Source organism: Chitinophaga sp. sic0106 (genome assembly GCF_019219075.1).
Taxonomy (GTDB): Bacteria; Bacteroidota; Bacteroidia; order Chitinophagales; family Chitinophagaceae; genus Chitinophaga.
The window spans coordinates 30,638-56,314 of the sequence record NZ_JAHUWJ010000003.1 but is presented as its reverse complement, the minus strand read 5'-3'; the positions used below and the strand labels follow the sequence as shown (position 1 = coordinate 56,314).

The 25,677-nt window shown below is 47.4% G+C and carries 21 protein-coding genes; 10 read left to right on the top strand and 11 right to left on the bottom strand.

Features of this window, described 5'->3' with window-relative positions:
* Positions 1-303: 303 nt before the first annotated feature.
* Complete coding sequence (locus tag KW844_RS05255) at positions 304-1,866, top strand: FMN-binding glutamate synthase family protein (RefSeq protein ID WP_218375667.1); 1,563 nt, start codon at positions 304-306, stop codon at positions 1,864-1,866.
* 303 nt (positions 1,867-2,169) lie between these two features.
* Here KW844_RS05255 and KW844_RS05250 read toward each other — a convergent pair whose 3' ends face one another.
* The 5 genes from KW844_RS05250 to dnaE all read right to left on the bottom strand — a co-directional run bounded on the left by KW844_RS05250 (position 2,170) and on the right by dnaE (position 10,274).
* Positions 2,170-2,697 (bottom strand): DUF192 domain-containing protein, encoded by a 528-nt coding sequence (locus KW844_RS05250; RefSeq protein WP_218375666.1) that lies wholly within the window; start codon positions 2,695-2,697, stop codon positions 2,170-2,172.
* A 9-nt stretch (positions 2,698-2,706) separates the two neighbouring features.
* Entirely contained in the window at positions 2,707-3,882 is a 1,176-nt protein-coding gene (gene mqnE, locus KW844_RS05245; protein ID WP_218375665.1) for an aminofutalosine synthase MqnE, read from the bottom strand.
* Between the two features lie 2 nt (positions 3,883-3,884).
* Positions 3,885-5,975 carry a M43 family zinc metalloprotease gene (locus KW844_RS05240; RefSeq protein WP_218375664.1) on the bottom strand — a complete coding sequence of 697 codons (2,091 nt, stop codon included), beginning with the start codon at positions 5,973-5,975 and terminating at the stop codon, positions 3,885-3,887.
* Positions 5,976-6,186: 211 nt separating this feature from the next.
* Positions 6,187-6,504, bottom strand: coding sequence for a thioredoxin (gene trxA / locus KW844_RS05235; protein ID WP_218375663.1), 318 nt, complete (start codon positions 6,502-6,504; stop codon positions 6,187-6,189).
* Between the two features lie 128 nt (positions 6,505-6,632).
* A complete protein-coding gene (gene dnaE / locus KW844_RS05230; protein WP_218375662.1) occupies positions 6,633-10,274 on the bottom strand; it encodes a DNA polymerase III subunit alpha in 3,642 nt (1,213 codons plus the stop codon).
* A gap of 141 nt (positions 10,275-10,415) precedes the next feature.
* Here dnaE and KW844_RS05225 point away from each other — a divergent pair, with 141 nt between their 5' ends.
* The 6 genes from KW844_RS05225 (at position 10,416) to KW844_RS05200 (ending at position 15,886) form a co-directional block, all read left to right on the top strand.
* Positions 10,416-11,099, top strand: coding sequence for a C40 family peptidase (locus tag KW844_RS05225; RefSeq protein WP_218375661.1), 684 nt, complete (start codon positions 10,416-10,418; stop codon positions 11,097-11,099).
* A 156-nt stretch (positions 11,100-11,255) separates the two neighbouring features.
* The gene (locus KW844_RS05220; RefSeq protein WP_218375660.1) at positions 11,256-12,194 is read left to right on the top strand and encodes a hypothetical protein; all 939 of its coding nucleotides are present in this window, start codon (positions 11,256-11,258) and stop codon (positions 12,192-12,194) included.
* The gene (locus KW844_RS05215) at positions 12,187-12,885 is read left to right on the top strand and encodes a methyltransferase domain-containing protein (RefSeq protein ID WP_218375659.1); all 699 of its coding nucleotides are present in this window, start codon (positions 12,187-12,189) and stop codon (positions 12,883-12,885) included. Before KW844_RS05220 ends, KW844_RS05215 begins: the two co-directional genes overlap by 8 nt.
* Positions 12,872-13,870, top strand: a complete 999-nt coding sequence (locus KW844_RS05210; protein WP_218375658.1) for a polysaccharide deacetylase family protein — start codon at positions 12,872-12,874, stop codon at positions 13,868-13,870. Before KW844_RS05215 ends, KW844_RS05210 begins: the two co-directional genes overlap by 14 nt.
* Positions 13,871-13,873: 3 nt before the next feature.
* Positions 13,874-15,115 (top strand): glycosyltransferase, encoded by a 1,242-nt coding sequence (locus tag KW844_RS05205; protein WP_218375657.1) that lies wholly within the window; start codon positions 13,874-13,876, stop codon positions 15,113-15,115.
* Between the two features lie 12 nt (positions 15,116-15,127).
* Positions 15,128-15,886 carry a glycosyltransferase family 2 protein gene (locus KW844_RS05200; RefSeq protein ID WP_218375656.1) on the top strand — a complete coding sequence of 253 codons (759 nt, stop codon included), beginning with the start codon at positions 15,128-15,130 and terminating at the stop codon, positions 15,884-15,886.
* Here the strand turns inward: KW844_RS05200 and KW844_RS05195 are convergent.
* A complete protein-coding gene (locus tag KW844_RS05195; RefSeq protein WP_218375655.1) occupies positions 15,883-17,388 on the bottom strand; it encodes a lipopolysaccharide biosynthesis protein in 1,506 nt (501 codons plus the stop codon). The genes KW844_RS05200 and KW844_RS05195 overlap by 4 nt on opposite strands.
* A 358-nt stretch (positions 17,389-17,746) precedes the next feature.
* Between KW844_RS05195 and KW844_RS05190 the strand changes: the two genes are divergently transcribed.
* Positions 17,747-18,355 (top strand): class I SAM-dependent methyltransferase, encoded by a 609-nt coding sequence (locus KW844_RS05190; protein WP_218375654.1) that lies wholly within the window; start codon positions 17,747-17,749, stop codon positions 18,353-18,355.
* Between the two features lie 80 nt (positions 18,356-18,435).
* Here the strand turns inward: KW844_RS05190 and KW844_RS05185 are convergent, their stop codons facing one another.
* Positions 18,436-20,982 (bottom strand): YfhO family protein, encoded by a 2,547-nt coding sequence (locus KW844_RS05185; RefSeq protein WP_218375653.1) that lies wholly within the window; start codon positions 20,980-20,982, stop codon positions 18,436-18,438.
* Between the two features lie 343 nt (positions 20,983-21,325).
* Between KW844_RS05185 and KW844_RS05180 the strand changes: the two genes are divergently transcribed.
* Positions 21,326-22,123 (top strand): queuosine precursor transporter, encoded by a 798-nt coding sequence (locus tag KW844_RS05180; RefSeq protein WP_218375652.1) that lies wholly within the window; start codon positions 21,326-21,328, stop codon positions 22,121-22,123.
* A gap of 44 nt (positions 22,124-22,167) precedes the next feature.
* Positions 22,168-22,356, top strand: a complete 189-nt coding sequence (locus KW844_RS05175; protein ID WP_218375651.1) for a hypothetical protein — start codon at positions 22,168-22,170, stop codon at positions 22,354-22,356.
* Between the two features lie 43 nt (positions 22,357-22,399).
* Here KW844_RS05175 and KW844_RS05170 read toward each other — a convergent pair whose 3' ends face one another.
* The 4 genes from KW844_RS05170 to KW844_RS05155 all read right to left on the bottom strand — a co-directional run bounded on the left by KW844_RS05170 (position 22,400) and on the right by KW844_RS05155 (position 25,627).
* A complete protein-coding gene (locus KW844_RS05170; RefSeq protein ID WP_218375650.1) occupies positions 22,400-22,852 on the bottom strand; it encodes an NUDIX domain-containing protein in 453 nt (150 codons plus the stop codon).
* Between the two features lie 11 nt (positions 22,853-22,863).
* A complete protein-coding gene (locus KW844_RS05165; protein WP_218375649.1) occupies positions 22,864-23,802 on the bottom strand; it encodes a magnesium transporter CorA family protein in 939 nt (312 codons plus the stop codon).
* A 21-nt stretch (positions 23,803-23,823) separates the two neighbouring features.
* Positions 23,824-24,609: a diaminopimelate epimerase gene (gene dapF / locus KW844_RS05160; protein ID WP_218375648.1), complete on the bottom strand. Its 786-nt coding sequence runs from the start codon at positions 24,607-24,609 to the stop codon at positions 23,824-23,826.
* Between the two features lie 139 nt (positions 24,610-24,748).
* On the bottom strand, positions 24,749-25,627 hold the full coding sequence (locus KW844_RS05155; RefSeq protein ID WP_218375647.1) for a nucleoside phosphorylase: 879 nt from the start codon (positions 25,625-25,627) through the stop codon (positions 24,749-24,751).
* Positions 25,628-25,677: the final 50 nt, after the last annotated feature.

Sequence of the window (25,677 nt, the reverse complement as noted above, 5' to 3'; positions counted from 1 at the left end):
AAAGCAACAATATTTAATGTCTTGAAATCATTGGCAAAGTGCATTTCCGTGAAGGAAATTAGCCCTACCTTTGCCCTGTAATGACAAAGGCAACACATATACAAACGCAGAGAAACCTATGTACAACAGCTTGCTGTACTTGCGGATTTACGTTGCCATTTTTATCCTGCCCCAAAGACTTCAACATTTTAACCCGGACAACTTAATGGAAAGAGAATAGTTGTTCGGGAGGATCGCTACCTGGCACAACGCAGGCGGCAAACATCCAAAGCAATTACCAAACAATCTTATAAAAACAGTTTTATGAATCATCGGATTGCACGATGGGCGGTTTACTTTTTATGCCTCGTATTGGACATTACCGTAGCAGTGGGGATTTATCGCGGATATCTTAGCGGTTGGATCTTATTACCTGTGGCCGTGGGTTTGACCATTCTCACCCTGTACGACCGTTTCCAGAGAACGCATGCTTTGCTGCGTAACTATCCTGCCCTGGGCAGGTTGCGTTACCTGTTGGAGAACATCCGTCCGGAGATGCGCCAGTACTTTTTTGAATCAGATACAGATGGGCGTCCGTTTAGCCGTCGTCAGCGTTCTGTAGTGTATCAGCGTGCCAAGGATGTGAAGCAAACCGTTGCCTTTGGTGCATTGGCAGATATGTACGAGCCGGGATATGAGTGGGCGTCGCATACCGCGTTTCCAGTAAAAGTTAAAGCAGAAGCACTGCGCGTTACCATCGGTAATGAGCAATGTTCACAGCCATATAATGCCTCTCTGTTAAACATCAGCGCCATGAGTTATGGTGCACTGAGTAAGACGGCGGTGCTGTCGCTCAACGGTGGCGCGCAGATGGGCGAGTTTGCCCACAACACCGGAGAAGGTGGTATCAGTCCTTATCACCTGGAAAACGGTGGTGCCCTGATCTGGCAGATTGGTACCGGTTATTTTGGTTGTCGCGATGAATCGGGTAATTTCTCTCCTGCAGTTTTCGAAGCGGCGGCTGCGGCTCCTGCGGTGAAAATGATTGAGCTGAAACTGAGTCAGGGTGCGAAACCAGGTAAGGGTGGGGTATTGCCGGCGGCTAAGAACACACCTGAAATTGCGGCTATCCGTAAAGTAAAGCCAGGAGTGAGTGTATTATCACCGGCGGCGCATACAGCGTTTAGCAATGAATATGAAATGCTGGCATTTTTGCAGCAGATGAGAAAGCTGAGCGGTGGCAAGCCGGTAGGTTTCAAGCTGTGTGTGGGGCGTGCAGATGAGTTTGAGCGTATCTGTACCGCGATGATTCATACAGGTATCTATCCTGACTTTATCACCGTAGATGGTGCAGAAGGTGGTACCGGTGCGGCTCCGCTGGAATTTACGGATTCTATTGGTATGCCATTATACGATGCACTGGCAATGGTAGTGAATATGCTGAAGCATTACGATCTGAAAAAACATATCCGCATTATGGCCAGTGGAAAAATCATCACCGGTTTCGATATTATGAAAGTGCTGGCACTCGGTGCGGACGCTGCTTACAGCGCACGTGGCATGATGCTTGCGCTGGGTTGCATCCAGGCGTTACAATGTGATAGTGGCAGTTGCCCGGTAGGTGTGGCTACACAGGACCCTACCTTGTATCGTGGTGTGAATGTGGCAGATAAACGTATTCGTGTAGCAAACTACCACCGTAATACAATTTATGCGTTGGCAGAGCTGATGGGCGCCTGTGGCTTTACTTCCGCAGAAAAAGTGCAACCGGAAGCGATGTTCCGCCGTGTAACGAGAACGGATATACGCTCTTATGCAGAGATCTATGGTCCGCGTTTGAGCAAAGCGGGTGCGCCTTTGTACCCGGAGCAGATTGCTCATAATTAATTCAGCTATAGTGTTAGCAGTCAAATATGTATCAAAAGAGCAAAAAAAGCTCCGCTTTCCAGCGGGGCTTTTTTGTATCATCTGGTGTTATTTTGTTCGATTTGGGAGAGACCGAAGGTCTCTCCCAAATCGTTTGTTGGTCCGCCCTGGGCGGACCAACAAACGATGATTGCTTGTGTAAAAAATGCTCCGCTGGAAAGCGGAGCATTCGTTCGTAAGTCAGAATATGTATCAAAAGTGCCGATGGTAATCGGCGAAAAAGCAAAAAAAATCCGCTACTGTAATAGTAGCGGACGGATAGTGTTATTTGTTATAAACGATTTTATCACCGTATCCAATGTGGTATTTATCGCAGAAGCCACCGTTTACTTCCAGCACGTATTGTGCTTTTTTGAAGGAGGGCAGACTTTGTTCTGATAATGGCGTCGCATATTTCTGGATGGATACGATCTCCATTTTATCATCGATATAAATTATATCCAGGGAGATGTAAGTGTTTTTCATCCAGAAGGACCGCTCTTCCATATCAGGGAATATGAAAAGCATACCCTGGTCATCTGTCATCGACTTTCTGTACATCAGGCCATCTTCGCGTTGCGGGTCAGTTTCGGCGAGCTGGATATCAATTTTGCGGATGGTATCAGCACCGGATTTTGAAACGAAAGCCAGGGCAGCGTCCTTTCTGAAGGCGATGCCATTGGCAGTTTCTACCTGTTGTTCTGCAACAGGGGCGGTGGTGGTATCTGCAGCAGATTGATTGCTGGATGCGGACTGATTGCAGCCTGCTGAAGACAGACCTGCGACTAGTAAAAGTTTCAGATATAGATGCATAGATCAGGTTTATTTCAGCAGCAGCTCTTCATCAGAGAAAACTACTTCTGTATAGTCTTTGATTTCATTGTAAACAGTATCTCTTTCTACCGGGCGGCGACCAGCCTGACGAATCAGCATGGCCAGCTGTGCGGTGTTCATGGATGGATTCTGTTCTTCTGCACCTGCCATGGAGTAGATTTTGGTGGTATCGTCGATGGTACCATCCAGGTCGTTTACGCCAAAGCTGAGGGTGAGTTGTGCGGTGTTTCTTCCCAGCATAGGCCAGTAGGCTTTCAGGTGAGGGAAGTTATCCATATAGAGGCGTGCGATGGCATACAGGCGGAGATCTTCTACTACAGAAGTTTCCGGGATGTCTGACATGTCGTTGCCTTTGTTGCGGAATTTCAGCGGAATAAAGGTATTAAAGCCACCGGTTTCGTCCTGCAGGGAACGGAGGCGTTCCATGTGGTCGATGCGGTGTTCGAAGTTTTCTACGTGGCCATACAGCATGGTAGCGTTGGTGTGCATACCCTGGTTGTGTGCCGCTCTGTGAATGGCTAACCATCCATCAGCATCTACTTTATCGTGGCAGATTTTAGCACGTACATCCGGGTGGAAGATTTCAGCACCGCCGCCTGGCATGGATTGCAGACCAGCTTCGTTGAGGATGCGCATGCCTTCTTCTACCGTTACTTTTGCCTTGCGGAACATATAGTCCAGCTCAACAGCAGTAAAACCTTTAATGTGGAGGTCCGGACGATGGGCCCTGATTTTCTGAATCAGTTCCACAAAAAATTCCAGTTGCATTTTAGGATGTACACCGCCCACGATGTGCACTTCAGTAACGGGTTGATTATCGTAGCCTTTTACGATGTCCAGCATCTGGTCGATGCTTAGTTCCCATCCGTCTTCCCGGTTTTTGTAAAGGCGGGAGTAGGAACAGAAGTGACAGGTGAAGATGCAGACGTTCGTAGGTTCGATATGAAAGTTACGATTGAAGTATGTTTTATCGCCGTGCATCCGCTCTCGTACGAGGTTAGCTAATGCGCCCAAATATCCGATATCGCCTTTTTCAAATAAAGTCAGTCCATCTTGTGGCGTCAGTCTTTCCTGTCTTAATACTTTCTCGCCTATTGCTTTCAGCGACTGGTCCAGTCCGGGTTGCTGCAGTAATACTTCTACAGCGGGATAATCTTGTCTCATCGTTATCTTACTTTCATTAATTTAATGGTATTGGCCCTGTTCCTGTAAATTAATTTTACAAAATAAACACCATTTGGCTCATTTACCAAATTAAAGGTCATGCGGTTGGCCCTGTTGATGGCAGCGGGTGGCAAACTGGTAATCAGCTGGCCTGCGGCGTTATAGATCGCAACCTGTTGCAAGTCCTCCGGTACCTGGTAAAATGTCACCCAAACGATCCCCGTACTCGGGTTGGGATTCACCAGTACGCCCTGCTTTCTCAGGTCTTCATTGACGTCTCTCGTAATAATTCTTATATTATCAATATAAATATTATTCTCTGAATTTGAGATATTTCTGAAAGCTACCTGGAATTTTCCTTTACGTACAGCCGCTGTTAAATCAATTGAATCCCTTCGCCATTCGGAGGCGGTAGGGATATATTCAGTCTGGATCGGAGTTTTGTGTGTAATGAGATTCGGGCCCCACTTCTGGTACACCATTTCGGTGGTGTTCATACAATCGCTGCTCACATGCACCTGTAGTGTATCCCAGATATTACTGGTAGTGGCAGGGTCGGTGTAAACGGCCGCAGCTACATCAAAAAAGAGGAATACGGAGTCGTGGCCCTGCGGATCTAAAATGGGCGATAACAGGTCATCCTGCTGGAAATTGGTATTGTACCCCAGGTTGCGGATAAGCGCCGAAGCCTTGCTGGCGCTACCTACATCGCGGATGCGTTCCCAGGTGAAGCTCCTGTCAGGGTTGCGTATGGCCCAGCCGGGAGGAGGGAAGCTGTCGTTTTCAAAACCTTCGGTAAATGGGAGTATTACTTCGGCATCGTAGTTAAACCGGCCGGAGGTAGTATCGTTGGCAGGGTCACCGTCCGGTTGTCCGTTGGGCAACTGCGTATAGGCTTTAATGTTATAGTTACCAATGTTGATATTGGCAGATGGCAGGGTCACGGTGGTAGTAGTGAGCGGGGCCAGGTTGCCTGTCCAGCTATAGGTATGCAAACTACCGCCATTGAGCTGGTAGTTGATATTAACGCTGGTAAGCGGGGCGGTGCCTTTGTTACGCAGCGTTACGACCGGTGCTATGCCCGTATTGCACAACTTGCCCATGGGCGATAACAACTGCACCAGCGAAGCATTGTTGGGATAGACCACTGGAGGGGAGCAGCCGTCGGAGGTCATGAGCGTGGCGATGATATTTTCCAGCACATAGCGCATCCTGGTGACCTGGCCTGCGGTAAACAGTTGCATGCAGGCGTCGTCGGAATAGTCCATATAGTTCATGAACATGATGCCGGGAGCGGCGGGTGTGCAACGATCCGTTCTGGGAAAGGTAAAGCAACCGAAGCTGCTGGTGCCTTGCAGGGGCGTATCGGTGATGTCGTCATCGTCGGAGCAGTCGCCGTTATCATCTCCCCAGATATGTTTCAAACCAAAGTAGTGGCCTATTTCATGGGTCACGGTACGTCCTTTGTTATAGGTAGGGCTGATATTTCCGATGGTACCGAATGCGTTATAGGCGATCACCACCCCTTCCTGTTCGGGCTGAAAGCCGCTGCCAACAGGAGCCGCCACACCGAGGTAGCCGCTGGCCAGCCTGGTAACCCATATATTGAGGTATTTGCGTGTATCCCATGCATCGGAGCCGCCGGTATCGCCGTATTTCACGTCCGGAGCGCCGTTGGTGATATCAAAAGTTCTGTTGCTGGTGACGCGCACGATGCCGTTGGTTGGCTCACCATCAGGGGTGCGCTGGGCCAGGCAAAAGTTGATGTTCATATTCCCGATAATAGACTGCCATACGCCCGGGACTTTGGAAATATCGGTATTGGTAGCGGTATAATCGAGATTGAGTGCTGCCAGTTGTGACTGCACCTGTGCGTCCGTAACGCTGGCGGGATTATCCAGCACTATGTGTATCACCACGGGGATGGTAACGGCGGCTGGTACGGCTTCTGTCTTTAATCGTTGCTGGATCTGGCCGCGTAACAGTTTAGTATGGTATGCTTCAATCCTGGCGGCCATGACCGGGCTTTCAGCTGCCATTTGCTGCAGCACTTCACTGGTTCCACATTTGCGCTGCGCCTGCAGCGTAGACATAGCTGTTAAGGTAAGGAGGATAAGAAAAAGTTTGCGCAACGGCTCGGGTATTTGGTTGTGAAATTGTGGCCGTAAGATAACGTTTCTTTATTATACTTAATTTCTGTATATCGACGAAAAGCCTGGATTTGCGGTCAGGTATCCCATAAAAAAGGCAGGCCTTCCGATACCGGAAAGCCTGCACAAAATATTTCAATTGGTGAATTCCTGATTAGAGGTTTGCCTGGATTTTCTTATCCAGTACAGCTTTAGGAACTGCACCTACTTGTTTATCAACTACTTTGCCGCCTTTTACGAACAGGATCGCAGGAATGCTGGTGATACCGTAGTTGATAGATAACTGCGGATTTTGGTCCACGTTAACTTTACCAATGTTTACCTTTCCTGCGTAGTCTTTAGACAGCTCTTCAATTACCGGACCGATAGCACGACAAGGACCGCACCATTCTGCCCAAAAGTCGATAACTGTTAATTTATCGCTATTCAGAACTTCAGTTTCGAAGTTCGCATCTGTGAATTCTAAAGCCATATACTCTAATTTAAAATGATTTGATATGATTGTTTTGATTTTCTGCTGCTTTGTGTTTTTGTGTTCCAATCAGTGACTAGTTATTGTCAAATCTTGATCCACGTGCAAATTACTGCATTTTTGACATCTTACTTATTGATTATGTCTATATACACATCGATATCCGGTTGTTTAGCCAGGTAGTGTGCCAACTCGTCATTCATTTCGATATTACGGTTGAAAGTGTGGAGTTTAGCCTGTAATTGTGTGTCGATATCCGTCAGGTGTACGTGCATGGTACTGCTGCCAGGATAGCGGTTAACGTTCTCTACCAGGAAGTCCACGGTTTGCCGGGAGATGGACTTCGGAGAAGTCATCAGGAACACCTGCTTGGTATGGGTCTTCTTAACCTCCTGGAGCAGTTGGATGCTATTTACCTTGAACTCGTATTCATTATCATTGAATCGCTTGGATTTGAAGCCCCCATTGATAAACAGGCATAATCCGGGTTTGAGATAGGGAGCAAAACGGATAAAGTCTTCACTCCACAGGGCAAACTCGAATTTCCCGGTATAATCTTCAATGGTCATAATACCGAACTGGCGGTTATTCCTGGAGATTCTTTCCTGGGCGTTGGTGATAAATACGGGCAGGCGGAAGTTTTTTTCTCTGGCGCGACCACCGGTGCTGCCGGGCGTGCTGATGTCGGCCTGGTATTCCACCAGGTCCTGCACAGTGTTCATCTGGTAATGCTTCATTTCGAAGCGGTAATCGTCCAGCGGGTGACCAGAGATATAGATACCTGTTACATCCCGCTCATTATTGAGCTTCATGATCAGCGGCCAATGGTCGCAGGGTGGGATTTTCGGTGGTTCTACATCCGGGAGTTCATCGGCGCCAAAGAGGCTGCCGATATTGGAAGATCCTGCACTTACCTGCTGGCCGAACTTTACAATGCGGTCCAGGCCGGAGAGGGGATCATTTTCTGGTTTATGAAAATACTGCGCACGGTGGAGTTCCGGGAACAGGTCGAAGGCGCCGGACATGGCCAGGGCCTCCAGTGATTTTTTATTGACAGCGCGTTGGTTCACGCGTTTGATAAAATCGAATATAGATTTGTAGTTGCCCTCTTTCTTACGCTCTTCCAGCAGGTTTTCCACGGCTGCTTCACCCACGCCTTTGAGGCCCCCCAGGCCAAAGCGGACCTGGCCCTGTTTGTTCACTGCAAAGCCTTTGAACGATTCATTGACATCCGGCGGCAATACGTCGATGCCCATACGTTTACACTCCTCCATGAAGAAGGTGATTTTCTCAATATTGCTGGCGTTATTAAGTACGGCAGCCATATATTCAGCAGGGTAGTGGGCTTTGAGGTAAGCGGTTTGGTAGGCTACGAACGCATAGCAGGTAGCGTGGGATTTATTGAACGCATAGGATGCAAACGCTTCCCAGTCGGTCCATACTTTATCACAGATTTTGAGGTCATGCCCGTTTTTCTGGCAGCCTTCCATAAACTGTGATTTCATTTTATCCAGTACGGCTTTTTGTTTTTTACCCATAGCCTTACGGAGTACGTCAGCATCTCCTTTGGAGAAGCCGGCGAGCTTCTGGCTGAGCAACATCACCTGCTCCTGGTATACCGTGATACCGTAGGTATCGTTGAGGTATTCCTCCATTTCGGCCAGGTCGTAGGTGGTGGGTTCCAGTCCGTGTTTACGGCGGATAAACGCCGGGATGTACTCCAGTGGTCCCGGACGGTACAAGGCGTTCATGGCAATCAGATCATCGAAACGGTCCGGTTTGAGTTCGCGCAGGTATTTTTGCATACCGGCAGACTCGAACTGGAACGTAGCGTTGGTTTCACCTTTCTGATAGAGCTCGTACGTCTTTTCGTCGTCCAGGGGGATATAGTCGATATCGATCACCACGCCGTGGTTCTGACGGATCAGTTCCAGGGCATTTTTGATGATGGTGAGGGTTTTAAGCCCCAGGAAGTCCATTTTGATAACGCCGGCGTTCTCGATGATGCTACCCTCGAACTGGGTAACGAGGAGGTCGGAGTCTTTGGCGGTGGACACGGGGATCAGATCGTAGAGGTCCTGCGGGGCAATGATGATACCCGCTGCGTGGATACCGGTATTACGCACGGAGCCTTCGAGTACGCAGGCTTCGCGGAGTACTTCCCCCTGGAGGTCTTCTCCTTTGATGAGTTCACGGAGTTTTTTAACGTTCTCGATATCTTCTCCGGCGAGGCCTTCTTTATCGGCCAGGCTTTTATCCCCATCCAGCGGGGCGTTGAAGATACGGTCCAGCTGGATGCCTGGTTTATCCGGCACCAGTTTGGCGAGGGCGTTGGAGTCGGGCAGTGGGAGGTCCATTACACGGGCCACGTCCTTGATACTCATTTTGGCGGCCATGGTACCATAGGTAATGATTTGTGCTACCTGGTTACGGCCGTATTTCTGTACTACGTAGTCGATTACTTTCTGGCGGCCTTCATCATCGAAGTCCGTATCAATATCGGGCATGCTCTTACGTTCCGGGTTAAGGAAACGCTCAAACAGGAGGTTGTATTTAATTGGGTCGATGTTGGTGATACCGATGCAGTATGCTACTGCGGAACCGGCAGCCGATCCACGGCCGGGGCCGATGAACACGCCCAGATCGCGGCCTGCTTTGATGAAGTCGGACACGATGAGGAAGTACCCGGCAAATCCCATGTTTTCAATTACCTGCAGTTCGAAATTGAGGCGTTCTTCCACATCGGCGGTCATTTCCGAGTAGCGGGTGCGGGCGCCTTCGAAGGTGAGGTGGCGCAGGTACTGGTCCTGCGTGAAAAACTCTTTAGGGATGGGGAAGTTAGGCAGCAGGATATCTCTTTTGAGGTCCAGCAGCTGTACTTTATCTACGATTTCGTTGGTATTATCGATGGCCTGCGGAAGATCGTGGAACAGGGCCGACATTTCTTCCGTGGTTTTGAAATAGAATTGGTCGTTATAGAAGGCGAAGCGTCTGTTTTTCATGGACACGTCGTCGTCTGCGAACTCCTTCATGGTTGGCGTACTTTTCTTTTCGCCGGTGTTGATACAAAGGAGGATATCGTGTGCATTGGCATCCGCCTGATCCACGTAGTGGGAGTCGTTGGAGGCAATGATTTTTACATTGTATTTTTTTGCGAAGCGCAGCAGTACTGCGTTTACCTGTTCCTGTTCCGGGATGCCGTGGCGCTGGAGCTCTACATAGAAGTCCTCACCAAAGAGATCGAGCCACCATCTGAATTCCTTTTCACCTTCCTCTTCGCCTTTGCGGAGGATGGTTTTGGGTACGGAGGCGCCGAGGCAGCAGGTAGTGGCTATCAGGCCTTTGTGGTACTGAAGCACCAGTTCCTTATCGATACGGGGGTATTTACCATACAGCCCTTCCATATAGCCCAGGGAGCAGAGTTTGATGAGGTTGCGGTAACCTTCATCATCTTTTGCGAGTAATACCTGGTGGTAGCGGATATCTTTTTCTTCGCGGGTGAAAGCACGTTTGTGGCGGTTTTCCACGAGATAAAATTCGCAGCCCACAATAGGTTTTACTTTCAGCCGTTTATCTTTTGGATCGCCGGGGTTCAGTTTGTTATTGTAAGCTTCTGCCACAAACTGAAATACACCGAACATATTTCCATGGTCTGTAATAGCCAGTGCGGGCTGATTAGAAGCCATCGCTTTTTTATACAGCGATTTTATGTCGGCAGCACCATCCAGCAGGGAAAATTGCGTGTGTACGTGTAAGTGGGAGAAATTCATCTTGCTATCCTCTTTTGTCAGACAGCAAATGTCGGAAAATATTCCTTAAAGCGTTCTATGTGAGTAAATTTAGCAGGAACTCCCTCATGGAAATTCGAAAATCTTAAATATTTTAGCGAAAAATTAACCAGTCCAGAATTTATGAAGCGTGTAAAGAGGAATTTAATTGTGAAATTATCGGTATGTGCACTGTCACTTAGTTCCTGTTCGACACTCCATAAGAGTACTTCCAAAACTGCGGGGAAATCGGCTTCAGCTACTGCCGGTAACCAGTCAGCATCGCGGGTACAGTTTATTGAAGGCATTTCAACAAGGCAAAAACCAAAAGAGGTCGTAAATCCCAACCACAGTAAAAATGTGGCGATCAGTTCCAATGTGAGTGTGGGCAGTTCCATTATCGAAAATGCTTCCAGCTGGCAGTTTAAGTATTCCCAGTTGCTGGATGTGCCGGTAGAAGCGGTGCTCAATGGCAGGTTGTATAACTTCATTGAAGACTGGATGGGCACTCCTTACCGGATGGGAGGAAAAACCAGGGATGGCATTGATTGTAGCGGTTTTGTGAACATCCTGATGAACACGGTGTTTCAACTGAATCTCATTGGTAACTCCGTACAGCTTTATAGCCAGGTTACCCGCCTGGGTAAGCAGCAGCTCAGAGAAGGTGATCTTGTATTCTTCAAAATCCATCATAAAAGAATTTCACACGTCGGTATCTATCTCAATAATGATAAATTCGTACATGCCAGCACCAGTAATGGTGTGATGATCAGTGATCTGAAAGAAATGTACTGGAAAAAATATTATGCCGGCGCGGGCAGATTATAACCCCGGGCACTCTTTTCGTATAACCTGTTACGTTAGTGGATGGTGCTGTACAACCCACCAATGCAGCCTTTCCGGCCTTGCCGGAGCGCGGTGCATATTTGTTTAATTGTGGGTTTTGTGCTATTTTCACGGCTTTGTAATTATAGAATATCCTGGATGGAACTGGCTCCCGTAGTATTATTTGTTTATAATCGTCCTGAACTGACGCTCAGTACCTTAGAGCATTTAAGTCGCAATAATGAAGCTGCAAGCAGCACCTTATATGTATTTTGTGATGGTCCTAAACCGGGGTCGTCAGAAGAGCAGCTGGCATTGATTGCGGAAACGAGAAAAATCGTACGCAGCCGGCAGTGGTGTAAGGAGGTGATTATTGAAGAAGCGGCACAAAACAAGGGGCTGGCTAATTCCATCATTTACGGAGTCACTAAAATTGTGAACCAGTTCGGAAAAATTATTGTGCTGGAAGATGACCTGGTGGTAGCACCGCATTTCCTGGCGTATATTAATGAGGCACTGGTGAAATATGAGCACAATGAAAAAATGCTCGCCGTGCACGGTTATATGTACCCGATTGAAATACCAGCCGGTTATCCGGATGAAACATTAACCATACACGATCCGGGATGCTGGGGCTGGGGTACCTGGGCGCGCGCCTGGAGTAAGTTTGAGCCGGATTCCACCAAGCTGATACAACAGATCACCGAACGTGGCCTGAGAGCGGAATTTGATTTCTGGGGTGGCTATCCGTTTTTCAGAATGCTGCACCAGCAGCAACAGGGGAAGGTAAGCTCCTGGGCAATCCGGTGGAGAGCGGCCGCCTACCTGCATGATATGCTGACGCTTTATCCTACAAAATCGCTGGTAAGGCACGATGGTAACGTGCCGAGTGCTACTCACCATTACACGGTGCATGACTATACCTATACTGAACTCTATCCCGGTGTAATTCCGGTGAAAGATATTCCCGTGGTGAATAACCTGGATATTGAAAAGCGCTTCGGAGTTTTTCTGCGTAAGAATGCCGGGATGACTATCAAGGAAAAAGTAAGAGATAAGCTTATTAAAATCTGGCGCAAAATTGCAGGCAATGCTTAAAAAGATACTCAAGAAGTTTAAACGGGAAATAGTAGCTCCTTTAAACTGGAATAACCTACGCAGTGTAAAACCTATTTCCACGACGTTCGGATTTGATCGTGGCACCCCGGTGGACCGCTATTACATCGAAAGTTTCCTGCAAAAAAACTTACCGGATATTCACGGTCACGTACTGGAGATTGCAGAAAGTTCCTACTCAAAACAGTTCGGTCAGCATGTGACGAAGTTTGAGGTATTGCATACGCAGCAAGGCGCTCATGTAACGATACAAGGTGACCTGACGGACATTACATCTCTCCCTGAAAACCAGATAGACTGCTTTATCTGTACACAAACGTTCAATTTCATATACGATTATAAAACGGCCATCGAAGGGGCCTATTACCTGCTGAAACCCGGCGGTGTGCTGCTGGCAACCCTTGCAGGTGTATCACAGATTTCTGCCTATGATATGCAAAGATGGGGCGACTACTGGCGTTTTACTACCAAATCCGCCCAGCGGGTTTTTGATGAAATTTTTGGAGAAGGCAATGTAACGGTTCAGGCATATGGTAATGTACTGGCAGCTACCTCTCTTTTCCATGGTATTTCCGCAGAGGAAGTTACGCGTGAGGAACTGGATTACCATGATCCGGTGTATCCTGTTATCATCAGCATCAGAGCAACGAAGAGCGCCAATGGGAAAGCTTAGTGATATACTATTTTCGGCTGGCAACTTTGTAGCCAACAAAATCCAGCAACCGGCTGTGATCCTGCTGTATCACCGGGTTACAAACCTAGCTGCTGACCCCCAGGAGCTGGCGGTCAGCCCTGCCAACTTCGATGCACAGTTACAATATCTGCAAGCTAACTATAACGTTTTGGATGCTGCCCAATTTCTGGCGTATGCACAGTCAGGCAAGCCATTTCCGAAACGGTCCGTGCTCATAACTTTTGACGACGGCTATGCGGATAACTACCTGGAAGCTTTACCTATCATGACAAAGCAGGCTACGCCGGCATTGTTTTATATTACTACTTCCAAACTCAATACTACCAAAGAACAATGGTGGGATGACCTGGAACGGGTGTTGCTCACCGGCAATACTTTACCGGACACACTTCACATTAACATTAACGGTGCTGCACACACGTTTAACACCGTTGACACAGCAGCCATCACTGGTACTTATTACGCTTTGCAGGCCATCCTTCGGTTTTGCGCACCGGATGTTATTGATCGTGCGATGCAATACCTCTACAGTTGGGCGGGTTGCGGGTCTGAAGGCAGACCATCCCACCGCATGATGACTTTCGATGAACTGAAAGCGATGGCCGCCAGTCCGTATGTACAAATCGGCTGTCACACCCATCGCCACCCGGCTGTGGGCATGTTGCCCTACGCACAGCAACTACAGGAAATAGGTCAGAGCAAAGAAATACTGGAATCACTTTTGCAGCAGCCCATCCAGCATTTTTCCTATCCTTTTGGCGGGCGTAAATTCCTTGGCAGCAAGCGGTATTACAATGCCGACAGTATTAAAGCCTGCAAGGAGCTTGGGTTACAGATGGTATGTGCCAACTATTACGGACAGGTACATAGCTGGAGTAATCGCTTTGCACTGCCTCGTATCCTCGTCAGGGACTGGAAAGAGGAGGAATTTGCATCCAGGATGGAGCGCTTTTTTAAACTATAACAGGTGAAAGTACTTTTTATAAACAGGTATGAGAATAGCGGGGGCGCTGCCATTGCCGGACAACGGATTGGTGCGGCACTGCAAAAATATTACCATACTACCAATCACTTTATAGCAGGTACGCATCATACCAATGCGGAAAACGTAACGGTGACCCGTACAGGCGCCGCTATTAATTTTATAGAAAGAGGCTGGAACGTTGCCAGCAACCTGATGGGATTGCAGTACCTATGGTTCCCGTTTTCATCAGCGGTGATCATGGATACGGTGAAAAGGTTTAAGCCGGATGTGATCAGTTTACATAACATTCATGGTGGCTACTTTGACGCGGCGCTGCTGCCCAAATTATCCGAATATGCGCCCATCGTATGGACGCTGCATGATATGTGGGCACTTACCGCCAATGCGGCACATACTTTTGGGGATACTTCCTGGAAGGCAGGTTTACCGGCAAAGGGAGAATATAAACACTCGCCCACCACAGGGATCGATACGGGTAATTTCCTGATCCGCAGAAAACAACGAATCTATGCAAAGAGTGATCTGTACATCGTATCACCGGCAGAATGGTTGTATAACATGACCAGGGAAAGCCCGCTCACACAAAACAAGCCGCTCTATCATATTCCGAATCCCATTGATACGGACCAATATGAGCCGCAGGATAAACTGGCTTCCAGAGCCGCTTTGGGACTCACAGAAGATCTCCCTGTTATCAGCTTTGTGTCGGAAAGACTTTTCGCCAGCGAGTTTAAAGGCGGTAAAGAACTGCTACAGGTATTATCTCTCTTAGATGAAAAACTGGATAGAGATGTATACCTGCTTATGATTGGGAAAGACAGACTGCCGGTGGAATTCAAGCACCTCAAAGGAGTGTACACAGGTTATGTAAGCGGAGTAGAAAAAATGATGCAGTGCTACAGCGCCAGCGACATCTTCATCTACCCAACAAAAGCTGATACCCTGCCGAATGTATTAATAGAGGCTGGCAGTTGTGCCACGCCCTGTATTACCTTTGATGTAGGCGGATGCGCAGAAATTGTGTCAGATGGCCAAACCGGCTATGTCATCCCTCCCGGGGATTACCGGCAGTTTACAACAGCAGTGCTGGATTTACTGGCAAATGAGGAGAAGCGTGCCCGATTCTCTTCCCAGGCAAGAAAATATATTATCAATCATTTTGGAATGGAAACTATTGCAAGGCAGTATTATCAGCTGTTTTCAGCGGTAGCAAAACATTCATAAACAGAGGAACCAGTGACCAGTCATACAACAAACCCGGTTATCAGTATCATTACGGTATGTTATAATGCGGAAAAGCACATTGAGAAAACGATTCAAAGCGTGTTATCGCAAACGTACCCGCATATTGAATTCATTATCGTGGATGGTGCTTCGAAAGATGGTACAATGGCGGTGGTGGAAAAGTACCGCGATCACATAGCTACTATCATTTCTGAAAAGGATAAAGGGCTGTATGATGCCATGAATAAGGGTTTGAAAGCGGCTACCGGGGATTATGTTTACTTCCTTAATGCCGATGATCTGCTGCATGACAGCGATGTGCTGACCAAAGCATTTGCTACCTGTGCGGATGCGGATGTATATTATGGAGAAGCCATGTTTCTCACGGAAGATGGCAAGCCTTTGGGACTGAGGTCGCAGCAAACGCCGCATCAGGTGCCGGAGCAGCTTACCTGGAAAAGTTTGCAGCATGGAATGGTGGTATCTCACCAGGCATTTATTGTAAAGCGTACTATCAGTCCGGCGTATGATCTGCAATACAAAGTATGTGCGGATATCGACTGGATGATACAGGTATTAAAGCATGCGAAGACCTGTTGCAATACACACCTGGTGATAGCCGGATTCAGGGTGGGAGGCACTTCCAAGCAGCGGCAGCGCCTGGCCTGGAAGGAACGTTACCGGATACTGGACCAGTATTATGGCAAGGTATCCAACTTCCTGCATCACCTGTATATTGTTGCCCGTTATGTTGTTAAGAAGAAGTATTAAGCCTGCTTCCTGCTGATTTTTTCATAGACCATTGTCCACATGCCATTAATATCTTCCGAAAGTCTCAGCCCTATTACAGCAGGTACATACAGAATTACGAATACGATACTTCTGATGATCGTATCTGCGTACAGGTTCCAGGCAAATGGGATTTGCAGGGTGATGGCGATACAGGCTACGCCCAACACCAATGTAATCAACGTTTTATAACTCAGCGGCTGCATGCCGAATTTAATCCAGATAAAGGCGAAACGGACCATATTGTTCAGCGAAACGCCGATCAGTGTAGCGTATGCCGCTCCAACGATGGCCATTTTTTTCTGTAGGATATAAGTAAGCACAATCGATACGATTACAAAGGAGATCGCACTGATAAAATCAAAGCGCCAGAAGTTGGAGGTTTGAATAACAATGTTATTCACGCCTGTTACGAGGTCGATCAGTTTGGCGATGCAAAGGACCAGAATGATTTGTGGGATAATAGCCTGTTGTGAAGGGTTTAGGAAGTGATTAAGGAACAACACCAGGTTATGCTGACTGCACCAGATCACGCCGAATATACCGAATCCAAGTATGATCAGCGTAATAGAGCTTTTGGAATAGATGGACTGTATTTTGGTCAGGTCACGGTCTTTCCAGGCCTGCGACAGGATTGGTGTGGTAATTGAATACATACTCCGTTGCGGTACCTCAATGAGGCTGGCCACGAAAGTGGCGATGCTGTAAACACCTGCTGCTTCCAGGCCGATTACGCTGGACATAATCAGCAGGTCATTGGTTCTTGCTATCAGGGAAAATACATTGGCAGAAAATACGTAGCCACTAAAAATCATGATACGCCCTTTCATTCTCCTGGTTACGCTGCTCAGCCGGGGAACGGTTTTCAGCTCATCCGTTCTATAGATTACCCACCACAACAACACTGCTATCAATGCGTACGGTACGCAGAACAGTATCATAAAGGTGCTGAATTGGAACTGTGCTATCGCGTAAATGATCAATATAACGGTGGTGGCTACACGCAGTAGGTTTTCTTTCAGGAAGTTGGAAGCGATCGTTTTTTTCAATCCCCAGGCAAAGGCTTCCAGCAGGTTGTAAACCATTATAAAGAAGGTGAGGGGGTATACGATGTAAAAATAATCAATGAACAGCTGGGAGTTGCCGCTGAACTTCTGTATAATCAACCCTTTAAAAATGAAGGAGAAGATAACGAAAAGCAGAAAGCCTATAGCTGCTACTATGGTGGTGATATATGGGAGATCGTTATTTTTCTTTGTCAGATAGTCTTTATAGAACGGAAAGAACTTATTAATAGCAGGAACGGCGCCCAGGGATGCGACAGTTGCCATCAGGGTGGCTACATCAATCAGGAGACCTTTAAGACCATATTGCTCAGCGTTCAGTAAACGGGGAAACAGTACCAATTGATTAAATGCACCAAATGCAAAACCAATATAAATGGAGATGGAGGAATATAAACTCTGTTTTCTTACAATGCCCATTTAAGCGTGCGTGTTTATCGATTCGGGCAAAGATAAGCAGCCCGGGTGAAATTATAGGTAAGCAGTAGGGTATTCGCCCTGGTTTGGGGTATTATTTTTGTCCAGATGGTATTTTTTTATAATTTCGTCGGATGTAGTATCAGGTGTTGAGCGCTGATATTACAGGAGTTCAGGCGTTTTACATAACTCACTTATTAACCAGACAATGATAAAAAACTTCCTGATAAGGAATAGTGTTGCCCTCTTTAATAAAAAATTAAGAAAGCAACCACTTCAACCATATCCGCTGACTTTTTGGGAAAACCGCAGGGCGCAGTTACGTAAATATGCTGCGTTGCCGGATATTTTAAGACCATCCATGAGAACATTGAAAACTGCCGGGGAAAATATTCCCATTGCGGAGTTGCGTGGATTTTTTGATGGCCGTGTACTGGGCGAATGGACGCTGGATGCAGACTCGATGCTTTTTTTGTGGCAGCGTTTACAGGCCGAAAAACCAAAAGTGATCGTAGAATGTGGTTCTGGTGTAAGTACGTTGTTGTTTGCCCGTTACCTTTCTTTGTATCAGCCGGATGGTGTTTTGCTCAGCCTTGAGCAGAGTGCCGAAGAAACGAAGGTGGCACAGGATAGGTTGGAGAAGCATGGCCTGGCAAAATTTGTGAAGATGTATCATGCGCCAATGGTGAGTGAAGAGAGAGGGTACAACCTGAACGGAGTAGAAACCTGGCCTGGCATGCAGCGGTTTGACTGGATACTCGTTGATGGCCCTGCAGGCAATAATCTGGTGAGATATTATACCATTGCGGATATGCAAAAGCTTGCCAACCCGGGTGCCCGCTGGTTCCTGGACGACAGCTTCCGGGACAATGAATTAAATGTACTGAGCAAATGGGCTGAACTGCCAGGAGTGAAAGTAGAAGGTATTTATCCGATAGGAAAGGGCTTAAGCACAGGTACCATTCAGTAGATAGTATTATTGCATTTATAGCATTAAAAAAGGAGTTTCCACTGTGGAAACTCCTTTTTTAATGTTAGGATGTATGCTAATTACTTAGCACCGGGTGCTTGTTTTTTATCCAGGAGCGCCTGTCCTACAAATCCGGCAATCACCAGCAGGATGAGCAGGATGGAGGAGATGCCTGCAATTTTTACTCCTTTGAAATAAGTAGGCGGTGCAAATTTCATTTCGATCTTGTGCTGACCGGCAGGGATTTTCAGGCCGCGTAAACCATAGTTAGTGCGGATGATATCCGTTTCCTTTCCATCTATGTACGCATACCAGCCGGCAGGGTAGTAGATGTCGGAGAATACGGCAAAGCCTTCCTGGCTATTGCTGGAAGCGTATTCCAGGTTGTTCAGGCCGTATTTGGTCAGTTTAATGGTTGCCGCGGAATCCGCCACAGGTTGGAATGCACCACCCAGTTTAGGTTCGAAGCGTTTGTCGACTACTGCACTATCTTTCACGTTGAGTGATTGCAGGGTAGTCATTTCGCTGTTGGCATCCGGTGCGTATACGATACCTTTTACAAACCATGCGTTGCCGTAGGCATCCGGGTTGCGTTGTGGCACCAGTTGGTTATTCTGACCAGGGTAGATCAGGTATTTGGTATTGAGCATGTTAAGGATGCGCATATCCTGTGCGGTAGGTTTACCGGAGGCGATGTGCTGATAAGCCGGGATCAGCAGATGATCCAGCATATCCTGGTAGATCCAGAGCTTAGCAGGGCTGTAACCACCGATATTCTTATGGAAGTAAGAAGGAGCGGCATTGTCCAGCGGTGCTGAGAGGTTCCAAACGCGGTAATATGGATCCGGGTCTTTTTTGATTTCCAGATCGGCAGCGGTAGGCTGTAATTCCGCCATGAAGGTGGATTCGTCCACGAAGCTATCGTTGTTGAGATATTTTTTATCCTGCTGCCAGAGGTCGATGGTGATAGCGCCAATGATAATTACTGCCAGTACTTTTATATTGATCTTGCTTTTCAGGTAAGCCCAGAGTGCGGCAGCCGCGATCAGAATAAACACCAGGGAGCGGAAAGAATCTTTCATCACCAATGCTGCTCTGTCTTTTTCGAGGCCTCTGATAATGGATTTGGCGTTTTCTTCTCCACCAAAATACTGGGTAAAGCTGGTGAGCAGTTGTGCATCATGATGGCTGGTCATGCTCATCATGGAGCTGCCAACCATACCAAATACTACGATAACGCCGGCGGTAGCGATGGTGCCGTATTGCAGTTTTTTGAGCAATACTGGTGTTGACAGCGTACCTGCCACGATTTCCTGCAGTGCCAGGATAGCCATTACTACAAAGGAGAATGATGGTATCACGAGCGCCATGGCAGGAGCACGGAATTTATTGTAGTAAGGGAGATGGTAGAACAGGAATTCGTTGATGACCATGAAGTGGTTACCCCAGGAGAGGATGAAACCAATAATGGTAATAGGTATCAGCCACCACATATGCCAGCTGCGAACGATCAGGAAAGCCATCATCACCAGCAGGCAAATAATAGCGCCTACGTAAACCGGGCCGGATGTGCCTTTAGGCTGGTCGCCATGGTACATCGGGAAAGGTGCCTGTTGCAGTATTTGTTCGGCCTGTGCTTCCGGTGCACCGATTTTTACCAGTGCTTCGTAAGTGTTGGAGCCTGGGCCTGGTCTGGCGCTGGAGGAGTTACCTGCATAGCCGGGGATGAGCATGGTGAATGATTCGCCCACGCCGTAGCTCCAGTCGTATGCATAGTCGATATCCAGGCCGGTAGATTTTTCATCTTTCTTAGAAGTGCCTGATTCTTCGGGAGAATGAATGGTTAATTCGGACTTACTGCCGCGCATGGTATAATCGGTATACTCATGGGTGATGAGCAGCGAGTTCATATTGGGCAGGATACTGATAATACCCATGGCCACCAGGATAGCGGATGCTTTGAAGAAAGCAGGCAGCTCTCCCTGTTTTTGGGCACGGATGAACGCTGCGATGGCCACTACCAGGATACAGATCAGCGCATAGTATATTACCTGTAGGTGGTTGTTATAGATGAAGAGGGCGGTTGCCAGCAGGGTAAGTGCGGCGCCGCTCAGGTATCGTTTTTTGTAGGTGAGCAATATCCCTGCAAACACGGCCGGCATGAGGGCGATATCGTACATTTTGGTGATGTGCCCTACGTCGATAATGATCACGTTATAGGTACAGAAGGCAAAGGCGATGGCGCCGGCGATTCTGATCCAGTATTTAATATCTAACACACATGCCAGTACGTACATACACAGCATGGCAAGGAAGAGCATGTTGATGGGGTCCGGCAAAAAAAGGCATACGGCTTTGTTGAGTACCGATATTTTATTCGGGTTTGGGCCGGTGTACACCACATAGGTGGGCATACCACCGAACATGCTGTTGGACCACAGAGGAACATCGCCAGTTTGCTGATAGTAATCTTTTGCTTCTTTGGCCATTCCCTGCACGTTCATCATGTCGGACTGGTTTACCACTTTCCCTTCGAGGACGGGAGCGCAGTAAACGGTAGCCAGGATCAGGAAGATCCCGATCGCTGCCAGATGTGGAAGTATGGCTTTTAGCCAGTTTTGCTTCATCGGATATTTTGAATTTAGTTTTAAAGAAACAAAAATAACTGTAATTTATCCGAAATTTCAATATGCGCCTGATACGTTTTCTGTTAAAATTTGTGTTTATCTGTAATCTGTGCTTTGTTACCGGAGAAATTCTACGTATTACAGCGTATAACCATAACTGGGATGGTTTGGTAAAACATGTCCTGGTGTTGGGCGTGGGGATTGCTTTTCCATTGAACTTTTTGCTGAGTATAATAGTTGGTGTATTGTTGCTGATCCGAAAAATAGAATGGAAATCACTCCCACCGTGGGTATATTTGTCGAATCTTGCAATACTTATAGTTCAACTCATAGTTTCATTCTGATGATCAAGAAAATATTAGATGATAAGCCCACGAAGCTTTTCATCGGATTTGCCTGTTTTTTTGTTGCCAACGCCTTGCTGGCGGAATGTATTGGTGGCAAGCTGTTTTCACTGGAAAAGTTACTGGGGTTACCGGTACATGAATTTACCATTTTCGGGCAGAGTGGTTTGTCGGTGACGCTCACAGCGGGTGTGTTGTTATGGCCGCTGGAGTTTGTGATGACAGACATCGTGAACGAGTACTACGGTCCAAAGGCGGTGAAACGTATCTCTTATACGGCCGTGATCCTGATATCCTACGCTTTTCTCATGTTCCTGGTGGCGATGAAAGTGCCGCCATCAGATTTCTGGAAGGGAAGTCATCAGGCAGAAGGTATTCCCGATATGCAGGTGGCGTTTGAAAGTATTTTCGGCCAGGGGATGTGGATCATACTCGGTAGTTTAACGGCCTTCCTGGTAAGCCAGATTGTAGATGTGACGGTATTCCATAAGATTAAAAAACGTACTGGTGAAAAGTATGTCTGGTTGCGTGCTACCGGGTCTACGCTGGTATCGCAGCTGGTGGACAGCTTTATAGTGCTGTACATCGCCTTTAAGCTGGGGCAGGGATGGAGCTGGCAGCTGGTATTGGCAATTTGTGTGGTGAACTATACTTATAAAGCTGTAGTGGCAGTGGCACTGACACCGTTGATATATTTCCTGGAGCACCGGATTAATAAGTATTTAGGTCCGGAAACTACTGCGCGGATGAAGGCGGAAGCGATGGGAAAGGAGTATGTGCCGGTGGTGAATGATTGATTTTTAATTTTTAATATACCTATGCTAAAGAAAGTTTTATCCACTTGGGTGGTGACCAACATCTCCCTGAAATACCCTCCGCAGCTACTGTAGAAAAAGAAGGGATTGAATTAGGGGAGATGAATAAGAAACTGTTGCAGAAGATTGAAGAGTTAACGCTCTATATTATCCAGCAGGATAAGCAACTGGCAGAAGTGCAGGAGCGGTTAAAGAAATTAGAAGAAAAGAAATAAAAGCAGAACGGGCAACTACCTTGGTAATTGCCCGTTTTACATTTTAATATTTTGCTTTCACCATATCGGCTACTACCTTATCTATAGGCAGTGTAACAGCTTCAGCTGAAAACTCGTCCCAGTTGATCCAGCGTGCCCTTTCCATTTCGTCGGTGCCTTCCGGCACTTCAAAGTCAAACGGTGTGGTAATTATCGGGGCAATAAAGGGAGATGTTGGTGTTACGAGATAATAGATGCTGATGATCTGTGTAACGTTGTCGAAGGCGGAAATCTGGAAGAAGTCGGTGGTATAAATATGCTCTACCACCTTTACGTCCTGGCCCAGTTCTTCCTGCCACTCTCTCACTACGCATTCGAGCGTACCTTCTCCAAATTCGAGGCCTCCGCCCGGAAATTTTGTATAGTAACCTCCTCTGATATATTCGTCACTAACGAGCACCTGTTTCTGTTCATTGATCATGATGCCGTAAACTCTAACGTTGAAGCCTGTAGTCATAATTTAAGTTATCAGAACCATTTCTTTTTCATGAAGTACCAGCTGATGACCACTGATATTGCGATGGAGAGAATGATCGGGATGTAGAATGCGTGTAGGGTGTGTTGATAGGGGATATCTACGTTCATGCCGTAGATACTGGCTACCAGCATCGGGAAAGTGAGTACGATGGTAATGGACGTGAGCCGTTTCATCACCACGTTCAGGTTGTTGGAGATGATACTGGCAAAGGTATCCATGGTATTGCTAAGTATGTTGGTGTAGGTGTTGGCCATCTCGAGGGCCTGTGAAGTGTCTACGATAAGATCGTTGAGGAATTCCTTTTCGTCTTCATTGAGGGCGAGGAAGTTGGTGCGTTCCAGTTTCATGAGCAGCAGTTCGTTGCTGCGCAGGGCGGTGACGAAGTAGACCAGACTTTTCTGTATCCGCATGATGGCGAGGAGTTCCTCGTTACGGTTGGAGTCGTAGAGTTTTTGTTCCAGTATATCTCTGCGCTGGTTGATTTCCTTGAGGTAGTCGAGGAAGTTAACCACCACTTTTTCAAACACTTTGAGCACCATCATATTTCTCTTTTCGGGAGAGCGGTTATGGAAGGTATTCAGGAATTTTTTGATGGCGGTGTTATCGAAAGAGTTGACGGTGATTACCTGGTTATGTGTCAGAATGATAACGATTGGGATAGTGATGTAGTAGGCATCACTTTCGTTGATGGAGTTATTTTCTGCAGGTGTTTTGATTACGATCAGCCTTACTTTGTCTTCCAGTTCATAGCGGGGGCGCTCATCGATATCGAGGGAGTCGGTGAGGAAGTCCAGCGGGATGTCCAGTTCTTCAGACAGCTGTTCGAATTCGCTTTGTTTCAGTGGGGGGGTGATGTTAATCCAGGCGCCTTCTTCGGGCGCCTGGACTGCCACTGTTTTAGCATCAATATTTTTAAAATACTGGATCATCAGGGAAATGTGGGGTGGAGATTACCGGATATTCAACTGTCCTTCAAACACGAGGGTGGCGGGGCCACATAACCATACGTTTTCGAAGGATCGTTCACCGGTTTTATCGAATTTCACTTCCAGTTGTCCGCCGAGTGTTTGCACGGGGATTTCGTAGTGATCTTCTTCTTTACCGGCGAAGGTAAGGGCGGCGGCGGTTACGCCGGTGCCACAGGAGTAGGTTTCATCTTCCACGCCTCTTTCGTAAGTTCTTACGAAGATGCCTTTTTCGAAGGGCTGTACGAAGTTGACGTTGGTGCCAACGGCTGAAAACCTTTCGTTATAGCGGATTTTGCGTCCTTCGTCGAACACGTCTACGGCTTGTACATCATCTACAAATTTCACGAAGTGTGGGGAGCCGGTGTTGAGGTAGTAATACAGGGAGCCATGTTCTACATCATGTACGTCCTGCATTTTCAGGTTTACCCAGGAGTCACCGTCGATGGTGGCTTCGTGGGGGCCGTCTACTGCGATGAAGTAGAAGTTGCCGTCGCCTACGCCCATTTTATGAGCAAAGGCTACGAGGCAGCGGCCACCGTTGCCGCACATGGTGCCTTCGCGCCCATCTGCGTTGTAATATTTCATGGCGAAGTCATAGTCTTCGCTTTTATTGAGCAGCATCAACCCGTCGGCGCCGATGCCGAAGCGGCGGTCGCACAATTCATGCACCTGTTCGTCTGTAAGCCAGTCGTACTGGCCATCCCGGTTGTCCATGATGACAAAGTCATTACCGGTACCCTGATATTTGTAGAAATTGATCTGCTTCATGTGCGCAAATATAATTTAGATATTCTGGACATGCAAAATATCAAATGGTTATGACGGTATAGTTATCCCTGGTTGTGCCAGCGCCTTCGGCGCTGGCACAACCAGGGAACTGTAGGACCGAAGGTCCAGCAGTTCCCAATTAAAGTGTTGCAATAATTTCCAATCCTTTTTTAATCAGCGCCTGCACGGCTGCGCCACCATCTTTACTAAACTCCTGCCGGATACGGTTAGCCACAATAGCGCTGATAGACACCGTTTGGTGGCCCAGCACGCGGCACATACCGTACATGGCGGAGGTTTCCATTTCGAAGTTGGAAATACGGTGATGGTTATACGAAAACCTGGTTAAGTTATCAATCAGGTTTGGATTGGAGAGGGTTCCTCTGAGCACGCGTCCCTGTGGTGCATAGAAGCCCGGGCAGGTAACGGTGATACCATGATGGAAACCTTCCTGGAATTTGTCAAAGAGGCTCGCGCCGGCTGCAAAGATAGCAGGGAAGGCACTTCCAGGGTAGAGTGCTACCTGTCCGCGAAATGCTTCCAGGAGCTGTTTTTCTTCTTCCGTATTATCAAAAGCATAATAATTCATGAGGTTATCCAGGCCAAGGCCGTGGGACGACACCACAAAGCTATCCACGGGAATGCCTTCCTGCAAGGCGCCGGAAGTACCAAGGCGGATGATGTTGAGCGACGAAAGATTTTCCTTTACCAGGCGGGTATTGAAATCAATATTTACCAGTGCGTCCAGTTCATTAAAAACGATATCGATGTTATCGGTGCCAATGCCGGTAGACACTACAGACAGGCGTTTGTTGCCGATATATCCGGTATGGGTCACAAATTCCCTGTGTTGGAATTTGCCTTCAATTTTATCAAAATGCTGACTCACAGCAGCTACCCTGTCGGGGTCACCTACGGTAATAATAGTATCTGCAAGTTCTTCAGGTCGTACGTCCAGGTGGTATACTGCACCACGGCTATTAATGATGAGTTCTGACTCAGCGATACGTTTATCCATGTTAGATATTTTATTATTCACAATACGTTACTTTCTCTGGTTCCGGGGTC